The sequence below is a fragment of the Stutzerimonas azotifigens genome, assembly GCF_013522725.1.
GTDB lineage: Bacteria > Pseudomonadota > Gammaproteobacteria > Pseudomonadales > Pseudomonadaceae > Stutzerimonas > Stutzerimonas azotifigens_A.
This window is the reverse complement of sequence record NZ_JAAMRF010000003.1, coordinates 109,241-132,131: the sequence shown is the minus strand read 5'-3', so window position 1 is coordinate 132,131 and position 22,891 is coordinate 109,241. Positions and strand designations below refer to the sequence as shown.

General features: G+C 64.0%; 20 protein-coding genes. 8 read left to right on the top strand and 12 right to left on the bottom strand.

Going from position 1 to position 22,891, the window contains the following annotated elements:
* Nucleotides 1–81: 81 nt before the first annotated feature.
* From G7026_RS06470 to dctM, 5 genes are all read left to right on the top strand, one after another.
* The gene (locus G7026_RS06470) at nt 82–1,890 is read left to right on the top strand and encodes a sensor histidine kinase (protein ID WP_181069940.1); all 1,809 of its coding nucleotides are present in this window, start codon (nt 82–84) and stop codon (nt 1,888–1,890) included.
* Nucleotides 1,887–3,278 (top strand): sigma-54-dependent transcriptional regulator, encoded by a 1,392-nt coding sequence (locus G7026_RS06465; protein WP_181069939.1) that lies wholly within the window; start codon nt 1,887–1,889, stop codon nt 3,276–3,278. The genes G7026_RS06470 and G7026_RS06465 overlap by 4 nt, the downstream gene beginning before the upstream one ends.
* A gap of 373 nt (nt 3,279–3,651) precedes the next feature.
* A complete protein-coding gene (dctP, locus tag G7026_RS06460) occupies nt 3,652–4,644 on the top strand; it encodes a C4-dicarboxylate TRAP substrate-binding protein DctP (RefSeq protein WP_181069938.1) in 993 nt (330 codons plus the stop codon).
* Between the two features lie 236 nt (nt 4,645–4,880).
* Nucleotides 4,881–5,516 (top strand): TRAP transporter small permease, encoded by a 636-nt coding sequence (locus G7026_RS06455; RefSeq protein WP_181069937.1) that lies wholly within the window; start codon nt 4,881–4,883, stop codon nt 5,514–5,516.
* Nucleotides 5,513–6,793: a C4-dicarboxylate TRAP transporter large permease protein DctM gene (dctM, locus tag G7026_RS06450; protein WP_181069936.1), complete on the top strand. Its 1,281-nt coding sequence runs from the start codon at nt 5,513–5,515 to the stop codon at nt 6,791–6,793. Before G7026_RS06455 ends, dctM begins: the two co-directional genes overlap by 4 nt.
* Nucleotides 6,794–6,855: 62 nt before the next feature.
* Here dctM and G7026_RS06445 read toward each other — a convergent pair whose 3' ends face one another.
* A complete protein-coding gene (locus G7026_RS06445) occupies nt 6,856–7,458 on the bottom strand; it encodes a 2OG-Fe(II) oxygenase (protein ID WP_181069935.1) in 603 nt (200 codons plus the stop codon).
* A 109-nt stretch (nt 7,459–7,567) separates the two neighbouring features.
* Between G7026_RS06445 and G7026_RS06440 the strand changes: the two genes are divergently transcribed.
* Nucleotides 7,568–8,302 carry a DUF2059 domain-containing protein gene (locus G7026_RS06440; protein WP_181069934.1) on the top strand — a complete coding sequence of 245 codons (735 nt, stop codon included), beginning with the start codon at nt 7,568–7,570 and terminating at the stop codon, nt 8,300–8,302.
* A 7-nt stretch (nt 8,303–8,309) separates the two neighbouring features.
* On the opposite strand, the gene G7026_RS06435 is transcribed toward G7026_RS06440, so the two are convergent.
* Nucleotides 8,310–9,248 (bottom strand): alpha/beta hydrolase, encoded by a 939-nt coding sequence (locus G7026_RS06435; RefSeq protein ID WP_181069933.1) that lies wholly within the window; start codon nt 9,246–9,248, stop codon nt 8,310–8,312.
* An 87-nt stretch (nt 9,249–9,335) separates the two neighbouring features.
* Between G7026_RS06435 and G7026_RS06430 the strand changes: the two genes are divergently transcribed.
* A complete protein-coding gene (locus G7026_RS06430) occupies nt 9,336–9,902 on the top strand; it encodes a DUF6436 domain-containing protein (RefSeq protein WP_181069932.1) in 567 nt (188 codons plus the stop codon).
* A 43-nt stretch (nt 9,903–9,945) separates the two neighbouring features.
* Here the strand turns inward: G7026_RS06430 and G7026_RS06425 are convergent, their stop codons facing one another.
* From G7026_RS06425 to G7026_RS06390, 8 genes are all read right to left on the bottom strand, one after another.
* Entirely contained in the window at nt 9,946–10,845 is a 900-nt protein-coding gene (locus G7026_RS06425; RefSeq protein WP_181069931.1) for an ABC transporter permease subunit, read from the bottom strand.
* The gene (locus G7026_RS06420) at nt 10,842–11,738 is read right to left on the bottom strand and encodes an ABC transporter permease subunit (RefSeq protein ID WP_258190182.1); all 897 of its coding nucleotides are present in this window, start codon (nt 11,736–11,738) and stop codon (nt 10,842–10,844) included. Before G7026_RS06420 ends, G7026_RS06425 begins: the two co-directional genes overlap by 4 nt.
* A complete protein-coding gene (gene potA, locus G7026_RS06415) occupies nt 11,735–12,886 on the bottom strand; it encodes a polyamine ABC transporter ATP-binding protein (protein WP_181069930.1) in 1,152 nt (383 codons plus the stop codon). The genes G7026_RS06420 and potA overlap by 4 nt, the downstream gene beginning before the upstream one ends.
* Nucleotides 12,887–12,967: 81 nt before the next feature.
* The gene (locus tag G7026_RS06410) at nt 12,968–14,059 is read right to left on the bottom strand and encodes a polyamine ABC transporter substrate-binding protein (RefSeq protein WP_181069929.1); all 1,092 of its coding nucleotides are present in this window, start codon (nt 14,057–14,059) and stop codon (nt 12,968–12,970) included.
* 212 nt (nt 14,060–14,271) lie between these two features.
* Nucleotides 14,272–15,369: an extracellular solute-binding protein gene (locus G7026_RS06405; protein ID WP_181069928.1), complete on the bottom strand. Its 1,098-nt coding sequence runs from the start codon at nt 15,367–15,369 to the stop codon at nt 14,272–14,274.
* Between the two features lie 157 nt (nt 15,370–15,526).
* Nucleotides 15,527–16,885, bottom strand: a complete 1,359-nt coding sequence (locus tag G7026_RS06400; RefSeq protein ID WP_181069927.1) for an aspartate aminotransferase family protein — start codon at nt 16,883–16,885, stop codon at nt 15,527–15,529.
* A 67-nt stretch (nt 16,886–16,952) separates the two neighbouring features.
* A complete protein-coding gene (locus G7026_RS06395) occupies nt 16,953–18,311 on the bottom strand; it encodes a glutamine synthetase family protein (RefSeq protein ID WP_181069926.1) in 1,359 nt (452 codons plus the stop codon).
* Between the two features lie 42 nt (nt 18,312–18,353).
* Nucleotides 18,354–19,094 (bottom strand): gamma-glutamyl-gamma-aminobutyrate hydrolase family protein, encoded by a 741-nt coding sequence (locus G7026_RS06390; protein WP_181069925.1) that lies wholly within the window; start codon nt 19,092–19,094, stop codon nt 18,354–18,356.
* A 233-nt stretch (nt 19,095–19,327) separates the two neighbouring features.
* Between G7026_RS06390 and G7026_RS06385 the strand changes: the two genes are divergently transcribed.
* The gene (locus G7026_RS06385; RefSeq protein ID WP_181069924.1) at nt 19,328–20,704 is read left to right on the top strand and encodes a glutamine synthetase family protein; all 1,377 of its coding nucleotides are present in this window, start codon (nt 19,328–19,330) and stop codon (nt 20,702–20,704) included.
* Nucleotides 20,705–20,719: 15 nt separating this feature from the next.
* On the opposite strand, the gene G7026_RS06380 is transcribed toward G7026_RS06385, so the two are convergent.
* Both G7026_RS06380 and G7026_RS06375 read right to left on the bottom strand, forming a co-directional pair.
* Entirely contained in the window at nt 20,720–21,421 is a 702-nt protein-coding gene (locus G7026_RS06380; RefSeq protein ID WP_308811762.1) for an MBL fold metallo-hydrolase, read from the bottom strand.
* Between the two features lie 82 nt (nt 21,422–21,503).
* Complete coding sequence (locus G7026_RS06375; RefSeq protein WP_181069923.1) at nt 21,504–22,844, bottom strand: purine-cytosine permease family protein; 1,341 nt, start codon at nt 22,842–22,844, stop codon at nt 21,504–21,506.
* Nucleotides 22,845–22,891: the final 47 nt, after the last annotated feature.

The window sequence follows — 22,891 nt, the reverse complement described above, 5'->3', positions numbered from 1 at the left end:
ACGCGCCGCGCAAGACGACCGGGCGGTCCCGCCCGTCCCGGCGAACGTGCATAATGCGCCAGTCCTACAGGCGCAGCATGCATGACCTTTCCCCTGATACCCCGACGCCCCCGCTGGCGCAGCCTGGCCCTGCTGGCCCTGATACTGGTGCCGATGCTCTGGCCCCTTGAGCAGCTGGCCGAGCGTTACTACCGCAGCGAGCTGATCGAACAGAACCGGCAAACCCTCGACCTCTATGTCGCCAACCTGCTGGGTTCGCTGCGCCGTTACGAAGTCTTGCCGCGCATCCTCGGCGAGCTGCCCGAGGTCCGCGACGCGTTGCTCGAAACGACCAACCCCGCTGCGCTCGATCGCGCCAACCGCCGGCTCAATCAGCTGCGCAACGAGACAGGCGCCGACGTCATTTATCTGATGGACCCGCAAGGCAACACCCTCGCGGCGTCCAACTGGGCCGACGAAGACAGCTTCGTCAACCGTAACTTCGCCTTCCGCCCTTACTTCCGCCAGGCCAAGGCCGGCCGGCTCGGACGCTTCTTCGGCCTCGGCACCACCTCCGGCAAGCGTGGCTACTACTTCGGCGCGGCCGTCCACGAGGGCAACGAGGTGATCGGGGTCATGGTGGTCAAGGTCGACCTGGACCACACGGAGCGGCTCTGGGGCAACACGCCGGAGCAGCTGCTGGTCACCGACAACTATGGCGTGGTGATTCTTACTTCCAACCCCGACTGGCGCTTTCGCGCCACTCGCGCGCTCGACGCCGAGGAACGTGAGGAGCTGGCGCGGCACCAGCCCTACCCGACCCTCGAACCGCGCCACCTGGCCTTCGACACCGACCAGTGGCTGATCCAGAGCCGCGAACTCAAGGAGACCGTCTGGACGGTACGCATCCTCGCGCCGGTCAGTCTGATCGACCGCCCGGTCCGCACCGTGGTCGCCATCGGCGGCGCGACCCTGCTGGCGCTGCTGCTCTGGATCGGGCTGCTGATGCAACGGCGTCGGCACTTCCTCGAACGCCTCTCCCACGACGCCCAGGCACGGCGACAGCTCGAGCTACGCGTGCAGGAGCGAACCCAGGACCTCGAAGCGCTCAACAGCCGTCTCAAACAGGAAGTGCTCGAACGCGAACAGGCGCAGCAGGACCTGGTGCGCGCGCAGGACGAACTCCTGCAGGCGGGCAAGCTGTCGGCGCTGGGTACCATGTCGGCGAGCATCAGCCACGAGCTCAACCAGCCGCTGGCGGCCATCCGCAGCTATGCCGATAACGCCGGCGTGCTGCTCGATCACGGTCGCAACGACGAAGCCCGCGACAACCTGCGGCTGATCAGCGAACTGACCGCGCGGATGGCCTCGATCATCGCCCACCTGCGCGCCTTCGCCCGCCGTGATCGGCATGCGCCCGAGCGGGTAGCGCTGCAGCCCGCCATCGACGATGCGCTGTCACTGCTGGCCAAGCGGCGTCAGGCGATGGGCGTCGAGCTGATCCGCGATCTGCCGGACGCCACGCTCTGGGTGGAGGCCGGCGAAACACGCCTGCGCCAGATCATCTCCAACCTGCTGGCCAATGCCCTGGATGCGCTCAACGAAAAGGGCTTGCCGCGCCGCATCTGGATCAGTGCGGAGCAGCGCGACCAGTGGGTGATGCTGACCTTGCGCGACAACGGCCCGGGCTTCAGCGACGAAGCGTTGGCGCGCGCCCGCGAACCCTTCTTCACTACCAAGACCAGCGCCCAGGGATTGGGGCTGGGGCTGGCGATCTGCGACACCCTGATCCGCGCGCTGGACGCGGAGCTTTCGCTGGGCAACCATCGCGACGGCGGCGCCGAGCTGCGCCTGACGCTACGCTCGGCCAGCGCCGCCGTCGCCTTTCCAACCGAGGACCTTCTGCAATGATCGGCAGCCAGATCGACAACCAGGCGCAGGTGGTGCTGATCGACGACGATGCGCACCTGCGCAAGGCGTTGAGCCAGACCCTCGACCTCGCCGGCCTTCGTGTGGTGAGCCTGGGCGATGCACGCAACCTCGCGGCGCAGCTGCCTGCCGACTGGCCGGGGGTGGTGATCAGCGACATCCGCATGCCCGGCGTCGACGGCCTGACCCTGCTCGAACAGCTGCATGCCCGCGACGCCGAGCTGCCGGTGCTGCTGATCACCGGCCACGGCGACGTGCCGCTGGCGGTGCAGGCGATGCGCGCCGGGGCCTACGACTTTCTGGAGAAACCCTTTCCCAGCGAGGCGCTGCTCGAAAGTGTGCGACGCGCCCTCGCCCTGCGCCAGCTGGTGCTGGACAACCGCAGCCTGCGCCTGGCCCTGTCCGACCGCCAGGAGCTCTCGACGCGTCTGCTCGGCCATTCGTCAGCAGTGCAACGCCTGCGCGAGCAGATTGGCGCCCTGGCCAGCACCCAGGCCGACGTGCTGATCCTCGGCGAAACCGGCTCGGGCAAGGAAGTGGTGGCGCGCGCGCTGCACGACCTGTCCAACCGCCGCGCCGGCCCCTTCGTGGCGATCAACGCCGGTGCGCTGGCCGAGTCGGTGGTCGAGAGCGAATTGTTCGGTCACGAGGCGGGCGCCTTCACCGGCGCGCAGAAACGGCGCATCGGCAAGTTCGAGTTCGCCAACGGCGGCACCCTGTTTCTCGACGAGATCGAAAGCATGAGCCTGGAGGTTCAGGTCAAGCTGCTGCGCCTGCTACAGGAGCGGGTGGTCGAACGTCTGGGTGGCAATCAGTCGATGCCGCTGGATATCCGGGTCATCGCCGCCACCAAGGAAGACCTGCGCCACGCCGCCGACCAGGGGCGTTTCCGCGCCGACCTCTATTACCGCCTCAATGTCGCGCCCCTGCGCATCCCGCCGCTGCGCGAGCGCAACGGCGACGTGCTGTTTCTGTTCCAGTATTTCGCCGAGGCGGCGGCCGGTCGCCACGGCCTGCCCCTGCGTACCCTCGCGCCCGAGCAACGTGCACTCCTGCTGCGCCACCGCTGGCCAGGTAACGTGCGCGAACTGCAGAACGCCGCCGAGCGTTTCGCCCTCGGCCTGGACCTGGGCCTCGAGCACGACGATGTCGCGCCCGCTCCGGAACAGAGCGTGGCGAGCAACCTGGGGGATCAGGTCGAGGCCTACGAGCGTGCGCTGATCGCTGCCGAACTGGCGCGCCCGCACAGTTCGCTGCGCAGCGTCGCCGAGGCGCTGGGGCTGCCGCGCAAGACCCTGCACGACCGGCTACGCAAACATGGCCTGAGCTTTACCGATCCTGGCGGAACCTCGCCGGACGATGGCGAATAGCTGGCGGGTTTCCGCCACCTTAGGTGACACCGCACCGCCGTACCCGTGCGATGCCCGGTCGGCACCGGTAGCCGGACGCGGCTTGGACACAGCAGTACCGCCCTGCCGCGGCGACCGTTCGCAGGTCCCGCAACCCTGCGGGCTAGACCGATTGGCACCCTGAAAGAAAAGGCTCCATTTCGTCATGGCAAAGTGGTAAAAGGCGACAGCGGAAGCGAATCATGCCCATCTGGCACGTGCCTTGCTCTCGCACTAACCGAGTCGGGTAATCACTCCGCGTACGGTATGGCGATCGAGCCGCCGCCGCAGGGTTCTGCCTCTCACTGCCGGATTGCTCTCGGAGCGGTTCTTCACAACAAAAGGAATGCCAATAATGTTCAAGCTGACAGCCAAGGCGCTCGCTTGCGCTCTGTCCCTTAGCGTCGCCGGTCTGGCCCATGCGGCCGACCCGATCATCATCAAGTTCTCCCACGTCGTAGCGGACAACACGCCCAAAGGCCAGGGCGCGATCATGTTCAAGCGCCTGGCTGAAGAGCGTCTGCCCGGCAAAGTGAAGGTCGAGGTCTACCCGAACTCCTCGCTGTTCGGCGATGGCAAGGAAATGGAAGCGCTGCTGCTCGGCGACGTGCAGCTGATCGCCCCGTCGCTGGCCAAGTTCGAGCACTACTCCAAGGGCGTCCAGGTATTCGACCTGCCGTTCCTGTTCAACGACATCGAAGCGGTTGACCGCTTCCAGCAGGGCGAAGCCGGCCAGAAGCTGCTGCGCTCGATGGAAGACAAGAACATCACCGGCCTCGGCTACTGGCACAACGGCATGAAGCAGCTGTCGGCCAACAAGCCGCTGCGCGAGCCGAAGGACGCACGTGGTCTGAAGTTCCGCGTACAGGCTTCGGCAGTACTGGACGAGCAGTTCAAGGCCGTACGCGCCAACCCGCGCAAGATGAGCTTCGCCGAGGTCTACCAGGGCCTGCAGACTGGCGTGGTCAACGGTGCCGAGAACCCGTACTCGAACATCTACTCGCAGAAGATGCACGAAGTGCAGAAGTACATCACCGAATCCAACCACGGCCTGCTTGACTACATGGTGATCACCAACACCAAGTTCTGGCAGGGCATGCCGGATGACGTGCGTACCGAGCTGGAAAGCATCCTGAACGAAGTCACCGTCGCGGTGAACGAGCAGGCTGATGCGCTGAACCAGGGCGACAAGCAGCGCATCCTCGATGCGGGCACCACCGAGATCATCACCCTGACTCCCGAGCAGCGCGAAATGTGGCGCGAAGCCATGAAGCCTGTCTGGAAGAAGTTCGAGGGCGAAATCGGTGTCGACCTGATCCAGGCCGCCGAAGCAGCCAACAAGGGCTGATACTAGCCTTGGCAAAGGGGTCCGCATCGCGGGCCTCTTCGCATACCTAACGCAACATCGACAGCCAGTGAAAAAAGCGTAACGCACCAGTCATCCGCGGCGGCGCCAGCTCAGGCCCCCGGCCTGGTCGATGACAAAAAAGTTTCATTGATCTGTCTGCCGGCTACGGTCGGTGCCACGCGCACGGCTCGTGCCTTTCGCTCCGCAAACAGCTAGTCCATCAGGAGATGTCATCCATGAACGCCCTTCGGCGCGTCTGGGACCACTTCGAGGAAGGGTTCATTGCCTTCCTTCTGGCCGCCATGACGCTGGTGACCTTCGTTTACGTCATCCTCAATAACCTCTACACCCTTTTCTACGACCTTGGCGACAAGTTCGAGGGCGCCAGCGAATTCCTCTTCGCCATCGGCGACTTCATCATCGGCCTCGCTCAGTCCATGACCTGGAGCACCGCGCTGACCAAGGCGCTGTTCGGCTGGCTGATCTTCTTCGGCTTGGCCTATGGCGTGCGCACCGCAGGCCACATCGGCGTCGATGCACTGGTCAAGCTCGCCTCGCGACCCGTGCAGCGTGTCATCGGTCTGATCGCTTGTCTGATCTGCCTCGGCTATGCCGCCCTGCTGACGATTGCCAGCTTCGAGTGGATCCAGACCCTGTTCATCGCCAACATCGGTGCTGAAGACCTCGGCCACATTGGCGTCAAGCAGTGGCATATCGGGATGATCGTTCCCATCGGCTTTGCCCTGGTGTTCATCCGTTTCGCCGAGATTCTCGTACGCATCCTGCGCAACCAGCAGACTGGTCTCGGCCTGGCTGACGAAGCCGCCGAGGCCGCCAAGCTCGGTGGCGATCAGGAGGAGCTGCACAAATGACCATCCTGTTCCTTTTCGTCGCGCTGTTCGCGCTGATGTTCATCGGCGTGCCGGTGGCCATCTCCCTGGGCCTCGCCGGCTCGATGACGATCATCTTCTTCAGCCCCGACTCGGTGCGCTCGCTGGCGATCAAGCTGTTCGAGACCTCCGAGCACTACACCCTGCTGGCGATTCCGTTCTTCCTGCTCGCCGGTGCCTTCATGACCACCGGTGGCGTGGCTCGTCGCCTGATCGACTTCGCCAACGCCTGCGTCGGCCACATCCGTGGCGGCCTGGCCATCGGCGCGGTGCTGGCGTGCATGCTGTTCGCTGCGCTGTCAGGCTCCTCGCCTGCAACTGTGGCTGCAGTGGGCTCGATCGCCATCGCCGGCATGGTGCGCTCCGGCTATCCGCAGGCTTTCGGCGCCGGCATCGTCTGTAACGCCGGTACGCTGGGCATCCTGATCCCGCCGTCGGTGGTGATGGTGGTCTACGCCGCCGCCACCGAGACCTCGGTCGGCAAGCTGTTCATGGCCGGCGTCGTGCCGGGCATCATGCTTGGCCTTGCGCTGATGATTGCGATCTACATCATCGCGGTGAAGAAAAACCTCCCCGCACTGCCGCGCGCGACCTTCCGTGAATGGCTCACCGCCGCACGCAAGGCCGTTTGGGGCCTGCTGCTGATGGTGGTCATCCTCGGCGGTATCTACTCGGGCATGTTCACCCCCACCGAGGCCGCGGCCGTGGCGGCGGTGTATTCGGCTTTCGTCGCGCTGTTCGTCTACAAGGACCTGCGCATCCGCGACTGTCCGAAGGTGCTCCTCGAATCCGGCAAACTGAGCATCATGCTGATGTTCATCATCGCCAACGCCATGCTGTTCGCCCACGTGCTGACTACCGAGCAGATTCCGCAGGCGATCACCGCCTGGGTAATCGAGGCCGGTCTGCAGCCCTGGATGTTCCTGCTGGTGGTGAACATCGTGCTGCTGATAGCCGGTGCCTTCATGGAGCCGTCGGCGATCATCCTGATCCTCGCGCCGATCCTGTTCCCGATCGCCATGCAGCTGGGGATCGATCCGATCCACCTGGGCATCATCATGGTGGTGAACATGGAAATCGGTCTGATCACACCGCCGGTGGGGTTGAACCTGTTCGTCGCCTCGGCGGTGACGGGCATGCCGGTGACCCAGGTGATCCGCGCCGTGCTGCCATGGCTGGCAATGATGCTGAGCTTCCTGATCATCATCACCTACGTGCCGGCGATCTCGATGAGCCTGCCCAACATGCTGGGTATGTAGCACAAGTAATTCTTTCAGCCCGGCCAAGTGCCGGGCTTTTTTTGCCTGTGAAAAAGCGCCGGTCAGAGCGGCTCGGGGGCGCGGCGGCGAAACCAGCCGGTCAGCGACAGGCGCTCGCAGCGGGTCGGCAGCACTTCATGGGGCACTTCGCCGGAGAGGAATACCACCAACGTGCCACCCGTCGGCGCCACATCCAGCGCCGGCGCATCGCTGAAATGCATACGCAGCTCGCCACCATGCTCGGGCTGCCAGTCCGGGTTGAGGTACAGGGCGGTGGTCACCGCACGGCGATCGTCGTCGCGAAAGCGGTCTAGATGCGTCTTGTAGAACGCGCCGGGCGGATAGAGCGCGAAATGGCACTCATAGTCCTCGAGGCCCAAGAAAAGCTCGCGGTTGAGCGTCTGCCGCAGCTGCTCCATCAGATCGAGATAGGCATCGGTGGGATCGGATTGGCCTGGTTCGAGCCACTGGATGTGGTCGCCGCGGATGCCTTCGAGCACCGTAACCCCATCACCCCGACCGATGCCTGCCGGGCGCAAGGCGCCTTCGGCCTCGCGTGTGCGGCACTCGACGGCCAGATCGGCGGTCAGATCAGAGGACAGGAACGCTTGCTGCAACGACCATCCCCGCGCGGCGAGGTCGTCGATGATGACAGAGAAAGACAAGGGTGCAGACTCCGAAAGGCCTCGGCACAGTCTATCAGCGCCCCAATCCAGCCTCGACAAGCAGCCGCCGGGGCACCGAAAATAAAATGCCCGCCAGACAGGAGTTCCCATGCGCGTCCTTTTAGCTTGTGCGTTGTTCGCCTTCAGCCTTTACAGCTTTGCCGACGCCCACCAGGAACTGTACGAAACCGCCGGTTGGCCCGATCAGCGCGCCAACTTCGCCGATGCACTCACCTCCGCTCAGCAGCGCTACCAGCAGACGCTTCCACCGGCGGTGTTCAAGACCCTGGTCAACAACAGCAATCAGCGCTTCGCGCCGCAGGCCATGGACAACCGCGCGTTGCAGGCATTGCGTAGCAACCTCGCCGACCCACAGCCGGCACTCGAGTTCTACCAGTCCCCGCTGGGGCGCAAGATCGTATCCGCCGAGGTGCTGGCCGGTCGCCGCGAGCAACTGGACAAGTATGCCGGTGGCCTGCCCCGCCTGGAGGCGGGCAGCAACCGCCAGCTGCTGATTCGCCATCTCGCCCAGGCCGTGCCAGCCACCGAGGCCGGTGCCGAAGTCAGTCTGGCGCTGGCCGGCGTAGCCGCCGACAGCCTGAGCCAGATGCTGCCGGGTATCCTCGGTGGAGGTCAGGCCCAGGGACTGCTCGATACCCAGCGTGAACGCCTGATCCAGCAGATGGACGGCGAGATCGACAACACCCTGCTGTTCGTCTACCGCGACCTGTCCGATGCCGAACTCGAGGAGTACGTCGCCTTCGCCCAATCGAGCGACGGCAAGGCCTATTTTGATGCCGCGCTGAAGGCGCTGCGTGCGGCTCTGGCGGTCGGCGCTCAGTAATCGCCGCTTAGCCGAGGCGCTCGCGGAGGAAGTCGAAGTACTGCCGTCGCAGCGCCTCGCTCTCGTTGGCCAGGTGGTGACGCGCAGCCGGTAGCCGCAGTACCTCGGGGTTGTCGAACTTGCGCTGCAGTACCGGCAGGTTGTAGCGCCAGTCCACCGTCATGTCCGCCTCGCCCTGCACGATGATCGGGCGGTGCCGACAGCCCGGCGCGGCCTCGATGCGCGGGATCCAGCGCGACAGGGCGCCGACCCAGGCCGTCGGCAGAATGACCGGCTGCAGCGGGTCGCGGGTCTGGATGAACTCGAGAAAGCCGGCATCGCTGGAGTTCTCGCTGAAACGTCGAGGGATCTGATCGACGAAACGGCGCAACAGCTCGTAGCTCACCCGCGACCAGCCCCATGAACGCGGCCGCACCAGCGGTGCCAGCAGGATGGTCTCACCCAGCGCGCCGGGCTGATCCGTATGCAGCAGGTGATCGAGGGCGATCGCACCGCCGGTGCTCTGTCCGAGCAGGTGCCAGGGGGCCGGCAGTTCCAGCCGCCGCGCCTCTTCGAGCAGGGCCTGCAGCACCGCCTGGTATTCGTCGAACTCGTTGATGCTCGCCCTGGGGCCGCTCGACAGCCCATGGCCGGGCAGGTCGCAGCCAAGCACGGCAAACCCCATCTCCAAGCCCCAGTCGACCACATGGCGATACAGCCCCATGTGGTCATAGAAACCGTGCAGGACGATCAGCGTCGCGCGCGGACTGTCCGGCCACCAGGCCTGGGCGACCACTTCGTAATCGCGTACGGCGAAACGCCCCAGGGCGCTGTGCACGCCCGGCCGGTGCGGCAGGTCCAGCCCATAGAAGGCCTGGTAGTGGCGCGCCTGGGGCGACAGGTCGGTCGTCTGCGCCAGGGGCTGCAAGGCCGCGCGCAGCAGGTCGGGATCGAGGGAGTCGGCCATCATCAAATTCTTCAAACGTGAGCGGGCACGATATTCTGCTCTGTGCCACGGCGTGGCAAGCTGAGAAACCGTCTAACGAGCGCCGTCATGTCTCCACGCTACAAATACCTGCTGGTCGGCCTCATCGGCATCCTCTGGATCATCGCCATGCTCGCCGCGTTCTGGTGGTTCCAGGCGCGCTATCTGCGCCCCTTCGATGATCGCACCGCGTTGTTCTCCGGCGACAGTCTCGCCCTGCCACCCGCCCTGGCAGGCACCGGGGATATTCGCGTCGTGCACTTCTGGGATCCGGCCTGTCCCTGCAATGTCGGTAATCAGCAGCATCTGGCCGAACTCATCGCGCGCTACGCCGGGCAGGGCGTGTCCTTCCATGTCGTGCAAAAGCCCGGCAGCAGCGGTCGCCTGCCGCACCAGCTGGCGCGACTGCAGCCGCTCGAGTCACTGTCCGGCGCCGAGGGGTTGCCGGCAAGCCCCGCCGTGGCGATCTGGGACCGCAGCGGCAGGCTGGCCTATGTCGGGCCCTACAGCGAAGGCGCGGTGTGCAATTCGGGCAACAGCTTCATCGAGCCGATCATCGAGGCCCTGGCGTCCGGCCGCCGGGTGGCGGCGACCCATTCGCTGGCGGTGGGTTGTTTCTGCGACTGGCAGCGTTGACGGCCCGCCAGCCGTCGCATCAGCGACGAGCTGGCGGTCTCGCTCAGCTGTGGGTTGAAGGCGGGGTCATGGCCTTGCGACTGTCGATCACCTGACGGAAGGTCGGTGTCCCGGTGTCGTCCAGGGCCTGCTGCATCGCCCGTGCACGGCGCTTGTCGGCACGCCGAGTGATGAACCAGGCGAGGAATGTCGCCAGCGACACGACCAACAGGATCAGGCTCGCCACCGCGTTGATCTCCGGCTTCACACCGAGGCGCACCGCAGAGAAGATTTCCATCGGCAAGGTGGTCGAACCGGGTCCGGAGACGAAGCTCGCCAGCACCAGATCGTCCAGCGAGAGCGCGAACGAGAGCATGCCGCCGGCCGCCAGAGAGGGCGCGATCATCGGCATGGTGATCAGGAAGAACACCTTCCACGGCCTCGCCCCGAGGTCCATCGCCGCTTCTTCGATGGACAGGTCCAGCTCTCGCAGCCGGGCCGAAACAACCACCGCGACATAGGCCGAGCAGAAGGTGGTGTGGGCGATCCAGATGGTGGTCAGGCCGCGCTGGGCCGGCCAGCCGATCAACTGCGCCATGGCCACGAACAGCAGCAGCAGTGACAGGCCGGTGATCACCTCGGGCATCACCAATGGCGCGGTGACCAGACCGCCGAACAGCGTGCGCCCGCGAAACTGCGGAATACGGGTCAGCACGAAGGCGGCCATGGTGCCCAGCGCTACCGCGGCGATCGCTGTGTAGAAGGCCACCTCCAGCGAACGCATCACCGCGCCCATCAGCTGGCTATTGTCCAGCAGCCCGGCGTACCACTTCAGCGACCAGCCACCCCACACCGTCACCAGCCGCGAGGCGTTGAACGAGTAGATGACCAGAATCACCATCGGCAGGTAGATGAACAGCAGGCCCAGCACCAGGATCAGGTTGGAAAAGCTGTAGCGCTTCATAGCTTGCCCTCCAGCGCCCGCGCCTGGTTGCGGTTGAACAGGATGATCGGCACCAACAGAAGCGCCAGCATCACCACTGCCAGAGCCGCAGCCACCGGCCAGTCGCGGTTGTTGAAGAACTCCTGCCAGAGCACCTTGCCGATCATCAGCGTCTCCGGCCCGCCGAGTAGCTCGGGGATCACGAACTCGCCCACCACCGGAATGAACACCAGCATGCAGCCGGCGATGATGCCGTTCTTCGACAGCGGTACGGTGATCTTCCAGAAGCTGGAGAGATTGCGCGCACCGAGATCCGAAGCCGCCTCGAGCAGGCTGAGGTCGTGCTTAACCAGGTTGGCGTAAAGCGGCAGGATCATGAACGGCAGGTAGGAATAGACCACGCCGATGTATACCGCGGTGTCGGTATTGAGGATCTGCAGCGGCGCATCGATCAGCCCCAGGCCCTGCAACAGCCCGTTGAGAATGCCGTTGCTGCTGAGAATGCCCATCCAGGCGTAGACGCGGATCAGGATGGCCGTCCAGGTCGGCATCATGATCAGCAGCAGCAGGACGGTCTGCAGGTCCTTGCGCGCGCGGGCGATGGCGTAGGCCATCGGATAGCCGATCAGCAGGCACAGCAGGGTGCTGACGAAGGCGATCTTCAGTGAACCGGCGTAGGCCGCCAGGTAGAGCTGATCTTCACTGAGGAAGATGTAATTGCCCAGGTTGATGACCACCTGCAGCTGCTGCTCGGCGTAGCTGAAGATTTCGGTATAGGGCGGAATGGCGACGTCGGCTTCGGCAAAGCTGATCTTCAGTACGATGACGAAGGGCAGCAGGAAGAACAGCATCAGCCAGACGAAGGGAACACCGATGACCAGACGGCGTCCGTTGTTCATCCTGAGCCGGTTCATGCCTGCAGCACCACGCCGCTGTCATCCCACCAGTACACGTACACCTCTTCCTCCCAGGTCGGCCATTTCACGTGGCGTTCGGAGTTGGCCAGGAAGGCCTGCACCACACCGCCTGACGGCAGCTTGATGTAGTACACCGAATGACCTCCGAGGTAGGCGATGTCATGCACCACGCCCTTGGCCCAGTTGTAGCCGGGGCGCTGCAGCTCCGGCAACTCGGTGCCGATCAGCAGCTTTTCCGGGCGCAGGGCGTAAGTGATGCGCTTGTCTTCGGCGCGGGTGCTGATGCCGTGGCCGACATAGATCGGAATTTCCAGCCCAGGGCAGGCGATGATGGCGTGGTCTTCCATGTCCTCGACCAGCTCGCCATCGAACAGGTTGACGTTGCCGATGAACTCGCAAACCAGCCGGCTCGCCGGCGTTTCGTAGATATCCATCGGGCTGCCGACCTGGGCGATCCAGCCCAGGTGCATGATGGCGATGCGCTCGGCCATGGTCATGGCCTCTTCCTGATCATGGGTGACCATCACGCAGGTAACGCCGACCCGCTCGATGATCTGCACCAGCTCCAGCTGCATTTGCGAGCGCAGCTTCTTGTCCAGCGCGCCCATGGGCTCGTCGAGCAACAGCAGCTTGGGCCTTTTCGCCAGCGAGCGGGCCAGGGCGACCCGCTGGCGCTGGCCACCGGAAAGCTGATGCGGCTTACGCTTGGCGTACTGGCTCATCTGCACCAGCTTGAGCATTTCGGCGACACGTTCTTCCACCTCGCCCTTGGGCAGTTTGTCCTGCTTGAGGCCGAAGGCGATGTTCTGCTCCACCGTCATGTGCGGGAACAGCGCGTAGGACTGGAACATCATGTTGATCGGCCGCTCGTAGGGCGGCAAATCAGTGATGTCCTGACCGTCGAGGAAAATGCGCCCCTCGGTGGGCCGCTCGAAGCCGGCGAGCATGCGCAGCAGCGTCGACTTGCCGGAGCCCGATCCTCCCAGCAGGGCGAAGATCTCGCCCTGGTGAATGTTCAGGGAGACATCGTCGACCGCCACCGTCTCGTCGAACTTCTTGGTGACGCGGTCGATCTTGAGCAGCACCTGCTTGCTTTTGCTTTCGCCGCTGAGGGCTTTCTTGTAGGCGCTGGAGGCTACGGCCATGCGCGAACTCCCGAAGATGGAAAATTGGCCCAGCCAGCGGGCTGGGCGGCTACCGAGCTGCGCCGGGCACAGCGTCGGGACTTAACGGCCGGATTTGACCTTGGTCCAGGTTCGCGTCATCACCCGCTGGATCCGGGGAGGCAGTTCTGCCGACACATAGAGCCGGTCGAGCACCTCCTGGGGCGGATAGACCGACTCGTCTTCATACACCTCGGCATCCATCAGCTCGCCCGCCTTGAGATTGGGGTTGGCGTAGCCGACGTAATCGCTGACGCCGGCGATGACTTGCGGATCGAGGATGTAATTGATGAAGGCGTGAGCTTCGTCGACATTGCTGGCATCTGCTGGGATCGCCAGCATGTCGAACCAGAGGTTGCCGCCTTCCTTGGGAATGGAATAGGCGATCTCGATACCCTTGCCGGCTTCCTCGGCACGGGCGGCGGCCTGGAACACGTCACCGGAGAACCCGGCGGCGACACAAATATTGCCATTGGCGAGATCGGAAATGTACTTCGAAGAATGGAAATACCTGACGAAAGGCCGAACTTCGAGCAACTTGGCCTCGGCTTTTTCATAATCGGCCGGGTCCTGGCTGTTGGGGTCCAGACCCAGGTAGTTGAGCATCGCCGGCACCATTTCATCGGCCGAGTCGAGGAAGGCCACGCCACAGCTCGACAGCTTCTCGATGTTTTGGGGCTCGAACAGCACATCCCAGGAATCGATCTCGTCCACGCCTAGCGCGGCCTTGACCTTCTCCACGTTGTAGCCGATGCCGTTGGTGCCCCACAGATAGGGCACGGCGTAACGGTTGCCCGGGTCGTTCTTCTGCAATTGCTTGAGCAGTTCGGGGTCGAGATTCTCCCAATTGGGCAGCTTGTCGCGGTCCAGCTCCTGGAAGGCACCGGCCTTGATCTGCTTGCCGAGGAAGTGATTGGAGGGCACCACCACGTCGTAGCCGCTGCGGCCGGCCAGAAGCTTGCCTTCAAGCGTTTCGTTGGAGTCGAAGACGTCGTAGACCGGCGTGATGCCGGTGGCTTTCTGGAACTCTTCGAGGGTCGACTCGCCGATGTAATCCGACCAGTTGTAGATGTGCACGGTGGATTCGGCATGGGCCTGTGCCGTCGCGGCACAGGCAATGGCCGTGACGAGCAGAGTCTTGAGCGTCGAACGCATGTTGGGTCCTCGTGTTCCAGGCCGCTGTCACCCGGCGGGTAAAGGCGGGCTGTTTATGGGAAAAACCTCGAAAAATCAACTGTTGTCGCAAAGACGGGACAACAGCAGGTCTGAATGGGGTGGCGATTGGGGAGAGGCGTGGCAGCCGCTATACGCGTCTGCCACGCCGAAAGGACTCCGGAGACGGGATACAAGACCGGAGTCGGCATGGCTCAGCGGCCCGACTTGATCTTCGTCCAGCTACGGGTCATGGCGCGCTGGGTTTTCGGATCCAGGTCCGGGAAGGTGTACAGCTTCTTGGCCACCTCGGCGCTCGGGTAGATGCCCGGATCGTTGCGGATGGACTCGTCGACCAGCGGCGTGGCAGCTGCGTTGGCGTTGGGGAACTGCACATAGTCGGTGATGGCCGCCATCACTTCGGGCTTCATCAGGTAATCGAGGAACGCGTGCGCGCTCTCGACGTTCTTCGCATCGGCCGGGACGGCTAGCATGTCGAAGAAGCTGCCAGCGCCTTCATTGGGAATGTTGTAGCCCACGTTGACGTTGTTCTTGGCTTCCTCGGCGCGCGACTTGGCCTGGTAGATGTCGCCCGAATAGCCGATGGCGACGCAGATGTTGCCGTTGGCCAGGTCCGAGATGTACTTGGAAGAATGGAAGTAGGCCACGTGCGGGCGGATCTGCATGAACAGGTCTTCGGCCTTCTTCAGCTCGTCGGCCTTGCCACTGTCCGGCTGGAAGCCCAGGTAATGCAGGGCTGCAGGCAGGATCTCGGTCGGCGAGTCGAGGAAGGAGACGCCGCAGGACTTCAGCTTCTCGATGTTCTCGGGTTTGAAGACCAGGTCCCAGGAGTCCACCGGTGCGTCGTCGCCGAGCACCGCCTTGACCTTGTCGACGTTATAGCCGATGCCGATGGTGCCCCACATGTAGGGGATCGCGTATTCGTTACCCGGGTCGCTCGGCTCCAGTGCCTTGAGCAGGTCCTCGTCGAGGTTCTTCCAGTTCGGCAGCTTGGACTTGTCCAGCTTCTGGAACACGCCAGCCTTGATCTGCTTGGCCAGAAAGGGGTTGGACGGCACCACCACGTCGTAACCGGAGCTGCCGGCGAGCAGCTTGGCTTCGAGCACTTCGTTGCTGTCGAAGACGTCGTAGACGACCTTGATGCCGGTTTCCTTGGTGAAGTTATCCAGGGTGTCTTCGGCAATGTAGTCGGACCAGTTGTAAACGTGCAGCACCTTGTCGTCGGCCTGGGAAACCCCGACGGTGGCGCCGGCCAGCGTCAAGGCGAGTAGGGTCTTGGCAAAGGGTTTCATCCGTGCAGCTCCTGTTGTCTTAATAAGCATTCGGGGCAGTGACGTGGCGAACGGGCCGGCCGCCTGACGCACCCGCGCAGTCTGGCAAGATCGGCCCCTTTTTTACAACAGGCCAGACGCTACAAAAGTCACCCGTAACGGCCGCCGTGCGCAGCGTTCAGGCCCGCATGTCTTTCGCCGTCAGATCCAGACAACGGCGAACCTTGGCCAGCAACTCGTCGATTTCGTCGGTGCTGATCACCAGCGGCGGAGAAATGATCATGGTGTCGCCGACGGCGCGCATCACCAGACCATTATCGAAACAGTGATCGCGGCAGCGCATGCCGACACCCTGATCAGTAAAGCGCTCTCGGGTCTTCTTGTCCTTTACCAGCTCGAGCGCGCCGAGCATGCCGACGCCACGCGCCTCCCCCACCAGCGGATGTTCCGCCAGTTCCGCCCAGCGCTTCTGCAAATAGGGTGCCGTATGCGCCTTCACCCGCTCGACGATGCGCTCCTCGCGCAGGATGCGGATATTCTCCAGCGCCACCGCGGCCGCCACCGGATGCCCCGAATAGGTGAAGCCGTGGTAGAACTCGCCGCCCTCGTTGAGCGTTTGCACCACTTCGTCGCGCACCACGACGCCGCCCATGGGGATGTAGCCGGAGGTCAGGCCCTTGGCGATCGGCATCAGGTCCGGCGCGTTGCCGAAATAGTCGCTGCCGAACCATTCGCCGGTGCGGCCGAAGCCGCAAATCACCTCGTCGGCGATCAGCAGGATGTCGTAGCGGTCGAGGATCTCGCGCACCTTGGGCCAGTAGCTGTCCGGCGGAATGATCACACCGCCCGCGCCCTGGATCGGCTCGGCGATGAAGGCGGCGATCTTGTCCTCGCCCACCTCGAGAATCTTGCGCTCGAGCTGTTCGGCCACTTGCACGCCAAAGGCGTCAGGGTCCAGGTCGCCTCCTTCGCCGAACCAGTAGGGCTGGTCGATATGCTCGATACCCGGAATCGGCAGATCGCCCTGCCCGTGCATCGCCTTCATCCCGCCGAGGCTGACGCCCGCGACGGTCGAGCCGTGATAGCCGTTCCAGCGGCCGATGACCACTTTCTTCTCCGGCTGGCCTTTGATTGCCCAGTAATGGCGCACCATGCGCAGCACGGTGTCGTTGGCCTCCGAGCCGGAACCGGTGAAGAACACATGGTTCATGCCGGCCGGCGTGATCTCGGCGATCGCCTTGGCCAGCGCGAGGGCCGGCGGGTGGGCGGTCTGGAAGAACAGGTTGTAATAGGGCAGCTCGCGCATCTGTCGGCTGGCCGCCTCGACCAGCTCTTCGCGGCCGTAGCCGACATTGACGCACCAGAGCCCAGCCATGGCATCGAGGATCTTGTTGCCCTCGCTGTCCCACAGGTAGACGCCGTCGGCGCGGGTGATGATCCGCGCACCTCGGGCGTTCAGCGTCTTGTAGTCGCTGAACGGCGGCAGATGGTGGTCGCGGCTCATGGCTTGCCATTGCTGGGTTTGCGTATCGCTCATCGATCACCTCCAGGTCGTTAGTGCGGTGCGTTGACGGTGGATGAAAAAAACGCCATCCACCCTACGATTACACCGAGAGCATCAGGAACTCGCGCTCCCAGGAACTGATCACCCGATGGTAGTTCTCCTGCTCGGCGCGCTTGACCGCGACATAGCCGGTGATGAACTTGGGGCTCAGGTACTTTTCCAGCTGTCGGCAGCTTTCCATCCGCTCCAGGGCGGTTTCCAGGGTCAACGGCAGGCGCAGGTTGCGGCGCTCGTAGCCGCGACCCTTGACCGGCTGGCTCGGGGTCAATTCCTCGACCATGCCGATGTAGCCGCACAGCAGGCTCGCGGCTATGGCGAGGTACGGGTTGGCATCGGCACCGGCCAGGCGGTTCTCGACGCGGCGGTTCTGCGGATCGGAATCGGGCACGCGCAAACCGACGGTACGGTTCTCCTCGCCCCATTCGACGTTCACCGGCGCCGAGGTGTCGGGCAGGAAACGGCGGAACGAATTGACGTTGGGCGCGAACATCGGCAGCAGCTCGGGGATGTACTTCTGCAGGCCGCCGACGTGGTGCAGGAACAGCTGGCTCATGGAACCGTCGGGGTTGGAGAAGATGTTGCGCCCGGTTTCCAGGTCGATGACGCTCTGGTGCAGGTGCATCGCGCTGCCCGGCTCGCCTGTCATGGGCTTGGCCATGAAGGTAGCGGCGACGTTGTGCTTGAGCGCGGCCTCGCGCATGGTCCGCTTGAACACCAGGATCTGGTCGGCCAGGTGCAGCGCCTCGCCATGACGGAAGTTGATCTCCATCTGCGCGGTGCCTTCCTCGTGGATCAGCGTATCGAGGTCCAGGCCCTGGGCCTCGCACCAGTCGTACATGTCCTCGAACAGCGGGTCGAATTCGTTGGCCGCATCGATGGAGAACGACTGGCGTCCGGTTTCCTGCCGGCCCGAGCGACCGACCGGCGGCTGGAACGGCAGGTCAGGGTCCTCGCAGCGCTTGGTCAGGTAGAACTCCATCTCCGGCGCGACGATCGGCTGCCAGCCCATGTCGGCGTACATCTTCAGTACTTTCTTGAGGATGTTGCGCGGCGACAGCTCGATGGGGTTGCCCATCTTGTCGTAGGTGTCGTGGATGACCTGGGCGGTGGGCTCGATGGCCCAAGGCACGAGGAACACGGCATTGGGGTCCGGGCGGCAGAACATGTCGATGTCGGCCGGATCGAGGAGCTCGTAGTAGATGTCGTCCTCGACATAGTCGCCGGTGACGGTCTGCAGCAGCACGCTCTCGGGGAGACGCATGCCCTTTTCGTCGAGAAACTTGTTGGTCGGGGAAATCTTGCCCCGTGCGATACCGGTCAGGTCGCTGATCAGGCATTCGACTTCGGTGATCTTGCGTTCTTTCAGCCAGCCCGTGAGCTGGTCGAGCTTGGTAGTCATAACGACCTCAAGGTTGATGGAACGACCGCTGCGAGGGTGCGGTCAGCGTTGGCTCGCGTGCTCCCGGCAGGCCTCGGCGAAAGCCTGGAACAGCGCCAGGTAATGCGGGTGGTCATGCACCTTCCATTCCGGGTGCCACTGGACGCCTAGGGCAAAACGCGCGCCCTCGACGGAGAAGGCTTCGATCAGCCCGTCCGGCGCCAGCGCCTCGATACGCAGGCCCCGGCCCAGGCGTTCGACCCCCTGGCCATGCACGGAGTTGACCTGGATCTGGGGTGGCAGCAGCGTGGCGAGCAGCCCTCCCGGCTGGATGTGTAGCGGATGGCTGAGGCCGTACTGCACCTCCACCGGATCGTCCGGACGCTCGCGGTGATCCCCGTAAACGCCGACATCGTGAACCTTCTGGTACAGGCTGCCACCAAAGGCGACGTTCATTTCCTGGAAGCCGCGGCAGATGCCGAACACCGGAATGCCGGCGTCGATGGCAGCGCGGATCAGCGGCAGGGTCGTGGCGTCGCGATCGGGATCGTGGGGCGTGCCGGGCTCGCTCGCCGGCCCACTATAATGATGAGGCTCGACATTGGACGGCGAACCGGTGAACAGCAGGCCGTCGAACTGCTCGAGCAGGGTGGCCTGGTCGAGCGCTTCGCCGAGCGCCGGAATCACCAGCGGTAGCCCGGCGATGGAGGCCGCCCGCAGGTATTTGTCGCCAGCGATATGGAAAGGATGGTGACCGATCTGTTTGGTGCAGGCGCATACGCCGATCAGCGGCAAGCGAGGCATGAGGACACACGTCTGTCTGTCGTGGAAGTCTTGATCGAGAGTAGCCTTGTTCATTTTTTTAGACAATAGCTTGCCAGTTCGTTGAACAGTCGCGCCTTCGACAACCAGGTAAACGGGCCTCGACAGGCCGCACGGAGCCTTCCGGGACCACTATTGACACTGGCCTGGCTTTTCGATTGACTCCAGGCAAGACGTTTGATGATTGAAATTTTTAACAATTAAGGTGCTTCATCATGGCTTCCCAGCCGCGTGCCGTTCAGCTCAACGAAGCGAACGCATTTCTCAAGGAACATCCGGAAATCCTCTACGTCGATCTACTGATCGCCGACATGAACGGGGTAGTTCGAGGCAAGCGCATCGAGCGCGCCAGCCTGCACAAGGTGTATGAAAAGGGCATCAACCTCCCCGCCTCGCTGTTCGCTCTCGACATCAATGGCATCACCGTGGAAAGCACCGGCCTTGGCCTGGACATGGGCGACGCCGACCGGACCTGCTTCCCGATTCCCAACACCCTTTCCAAGGAACCCTGGCAGAAGCGCCCCACCGCGCAGCTGCTGATGACCATGCACGAGCGCGACGGTTCGCCGTTCTTCGCCGACCCGCGCGAGGTTCTGCGCCAGGTCGTAGCGCGTTTCGACGAGCTGGGCCTGACCATCTGCGCCGCGTTCGAACTGGAGTTCTACCTGATCGATCAGGAGAACGTGAACGGCCGCCCGCAGCCACCGCGCTCACCCATCTCCGGCAAGCGCCCGGTGTCGACCCAGGTCTACCTGATCGACGACCTGGACGAATACGTCGACTGCCTGCAGGACGTGCTCGAAGGCGCCAAGGAACAGGGCATCCCGGCCGATGCCATCGTCAAGGAAAGCGCGCCGGCGCAGTTCGAGGTCAACCTCCATCACGTCGCCGACCCGATCAAGGCCTGCGACTACGCGGTCCTGCTCAAGCGGCTGATCAAGAACATCGCCTACGACCATGAGATGGACTCCACCTTCATGGCCAAGCCCTACCCCGGCCAGGCAGGCAATGGCTTGCACGTGCACATTTCCATTCTGGACAAGGACGGAAACAATATTTTCGCCGGCGACGAGCCGCTGGAAAATGCCCGCCTTCGCCATGCCATCGGCGGGCTACAGGAGACCATGCCGGCCTCGATGGCCTTCCTCTGCCCGAACGTGAATTCGTACCGCCGCTTCGGTGCCCAGTTCTACGTGCCGAACACCCCGAGCTGGGGCCTCGACAACCGCACCGTGGCCCTGCGCATTCCCACCGACAGTCCGGACGCGGTGCGCATCGAACACCGTGTAGCCGGTGCCGACGCCAACCCCTACCTGTTGCTCGCTGGCGTCCTGGCCGGGATCCATCACGGCCTGACCAGCGAGATCGAGCCGGCCGAACCGATCGAGGGCAATTCCTACGAGCAGGTCGAGCAGAGCCTGCCGACCAACCTGCGCGACGCGCTGCGCGAGCTGGACGACAGCGAAATCATGGCCCGCTACATCAGCCCGGACTACATCGACATCTTCGTCGCCTGCAAGGAAAGCGAGCTGGCCGAGTTCGAGCACTCGATCTCCGACCTCGAGTACAACTGGTACCTGCACACCGTCTGAACCGACGCGGGTTCGCTAGTCCATCCCTGGATGGGCAGCGAACCACGCCTCGATCAGCTCACGCATCCTCTCCCCTGAAAAGCTCGAGAAGTGCCCACCGTGCACGGTGCGCACCGGCAATTCGCCCAAGCGCGCCAGGCTGCGCGCGTAGTCGCCGAGGTCCGAATGGTAGGCGTCCTCAATCAGCGGTCCGTCGTAGAGGATGTCCCCGGAAAACAGCGTCTGCGTGCGCGCTTCCCATAGGCTGATGCCGCCCGGCGAATGCCCTGGCGTGTGCAGCACCTCGAGCACCCGATCGCCCAGATCCAGCACGTCGCCCTCCTCCACCAGCCGCGTTGCCGGCGCCGCCTTCACGCGATATTCGGCGTAGCACAGCGGGCAGTCGGGGTGGGCCTCGAACATCTCGTCGCCGACATAGGCTTCAGCCAGCGTATTTTGGCCGTCGGGCCGGGAGAGAATGTCCGCCTCGGCCGGATGCACCAGGCGTTCGGGGAATTCATGGTGCCCGGCCACGTGGTCGAAGTGGGTGTGGCTGGCGACCGCCAGCAGCGGCTTCTCGGTCAGCCAGGGCAGCTGCTCGCGCAGACTGACCACGCCCGAGCCGCTATCGACCAGCACGTCGCGCTCGCGCCCTTGAACGTGCCAGAGGTTGCAGCGGTAGAAAGGCCTGATCCAGGGCTCATGGATCAGGCTCACGCCATCGGCGCGGCGCTGCACCTAGAACCACTGGTTTCGGGCGACGATCTTCATCGGTTCCTCCGGGCGCCACCGCCTGGTCACGGGAAAAGCCAGCGCATCCTCAGGCCACCTGCACCCGCGGTACCAGTACCCACTTGCGCAGCACCACGTAGAGCACGGCGGTAAGCACGAACACCGGCAGCGAGGCGCCGAACGCGAGCGGCGAGACCCAGCCCCAATAGTAGGCCAGCAACGCGCCCAAGCCGTAGGCGGCGTACGCAGCCGGGTTGATGCCTGCCCGGTAGCCGTAGCGGCCGCCCGTTTCGCGCAGCAGGTCGCCCTCGTCGTAGTCGCCGCGGTGGATGACGAAGTAGTCGGCGATCAGCACGGCGAACGCCGGAATGAAGACGCTGCCGATCACCAGCAGGAAGGTCTGGAAATTGTCGAGGATGCCCGGGATCTGCGAGCCGGCGATGGACAGCAGGCCGATCACCAGCGCCGGCTTCCAGAAAGGCGTCTGCGGACGGATGTTGAGGTACGACAGCGACGCGCTGTACACGCACATCACGTTGGTGGTCATCACCGACAGGAACACCACGATCGCCGCCGGCAGCCCGAAGCCGAAGCCGGCCAGCAACACGGCCGGGTCGTAGGTCTGCTCCATGCCCGACAGCACGCTGAAGCCCGACACCGCCGCGCCCATGCCCATCGCCAGCAGCGTGGCGAGCACGTAGCCGACCCAGGTGCCGACCGCGGCGACCTTCTGCGTACGGCAGTTGCGGTTGTAGTCGGCCGCCAGCGGAATCCAGGAAAACGCCGTGGCGATGACGATATCGAAGGCGATCCCGGCGGTGATCTCGTTTCGTGGTTCGGCCGGCATGGCGAGCAGTTCGGCGAATTCGAAGTGCTGGCCCATGGCGTAGAACACCGCGCCGGCGAGCAGCACCATGCCGAGCGCGGCCCAACGTTCGACCCGTTCGATGCCCAGGTGACCACGCAGAGCGATCAGCACCACCAACGCCTCGCAGAGGATGGTGAACAAGGCCAGATTGCTGTAGCCGGTCAGCGCCTGCACCGCGAAGTTCAGGCTCATGCCGGCCAGCAGCGCCTGAATCCAGCTCCAGGCCAGCAGGCTCAACAGATTGACCAGCGACGGCAGCTTGGCCCCCTGGAGGCCGTAACTGCCCCGTGCCAGCACCATGGTGCTCAGGCCCGAGCGCTGCCCCATCAGACCGACCAGCACCAGCGGCAGGATGCCGATCGCCGAGCCGAGCAGCACGATCAGCATCGCCTGGCCGAACGGCAGATCCGGCACCAGCAGCATGCCGGTGAGAATGGTGGTCACCACCACGTTGGCGCCCAGCCAGAGCGCGAGGGTGCCCGGCATGCCGAGGCTGCGATGGGTGCGATCGGTGGCGGCCAGGCTGTCCTGGCCGAAGTACTGGGTAAGCTGTCTGAACATGGCGTGACTCCCGGTTTTGCTCTTGTGGTTGGCAGGAGAGAAGGCGG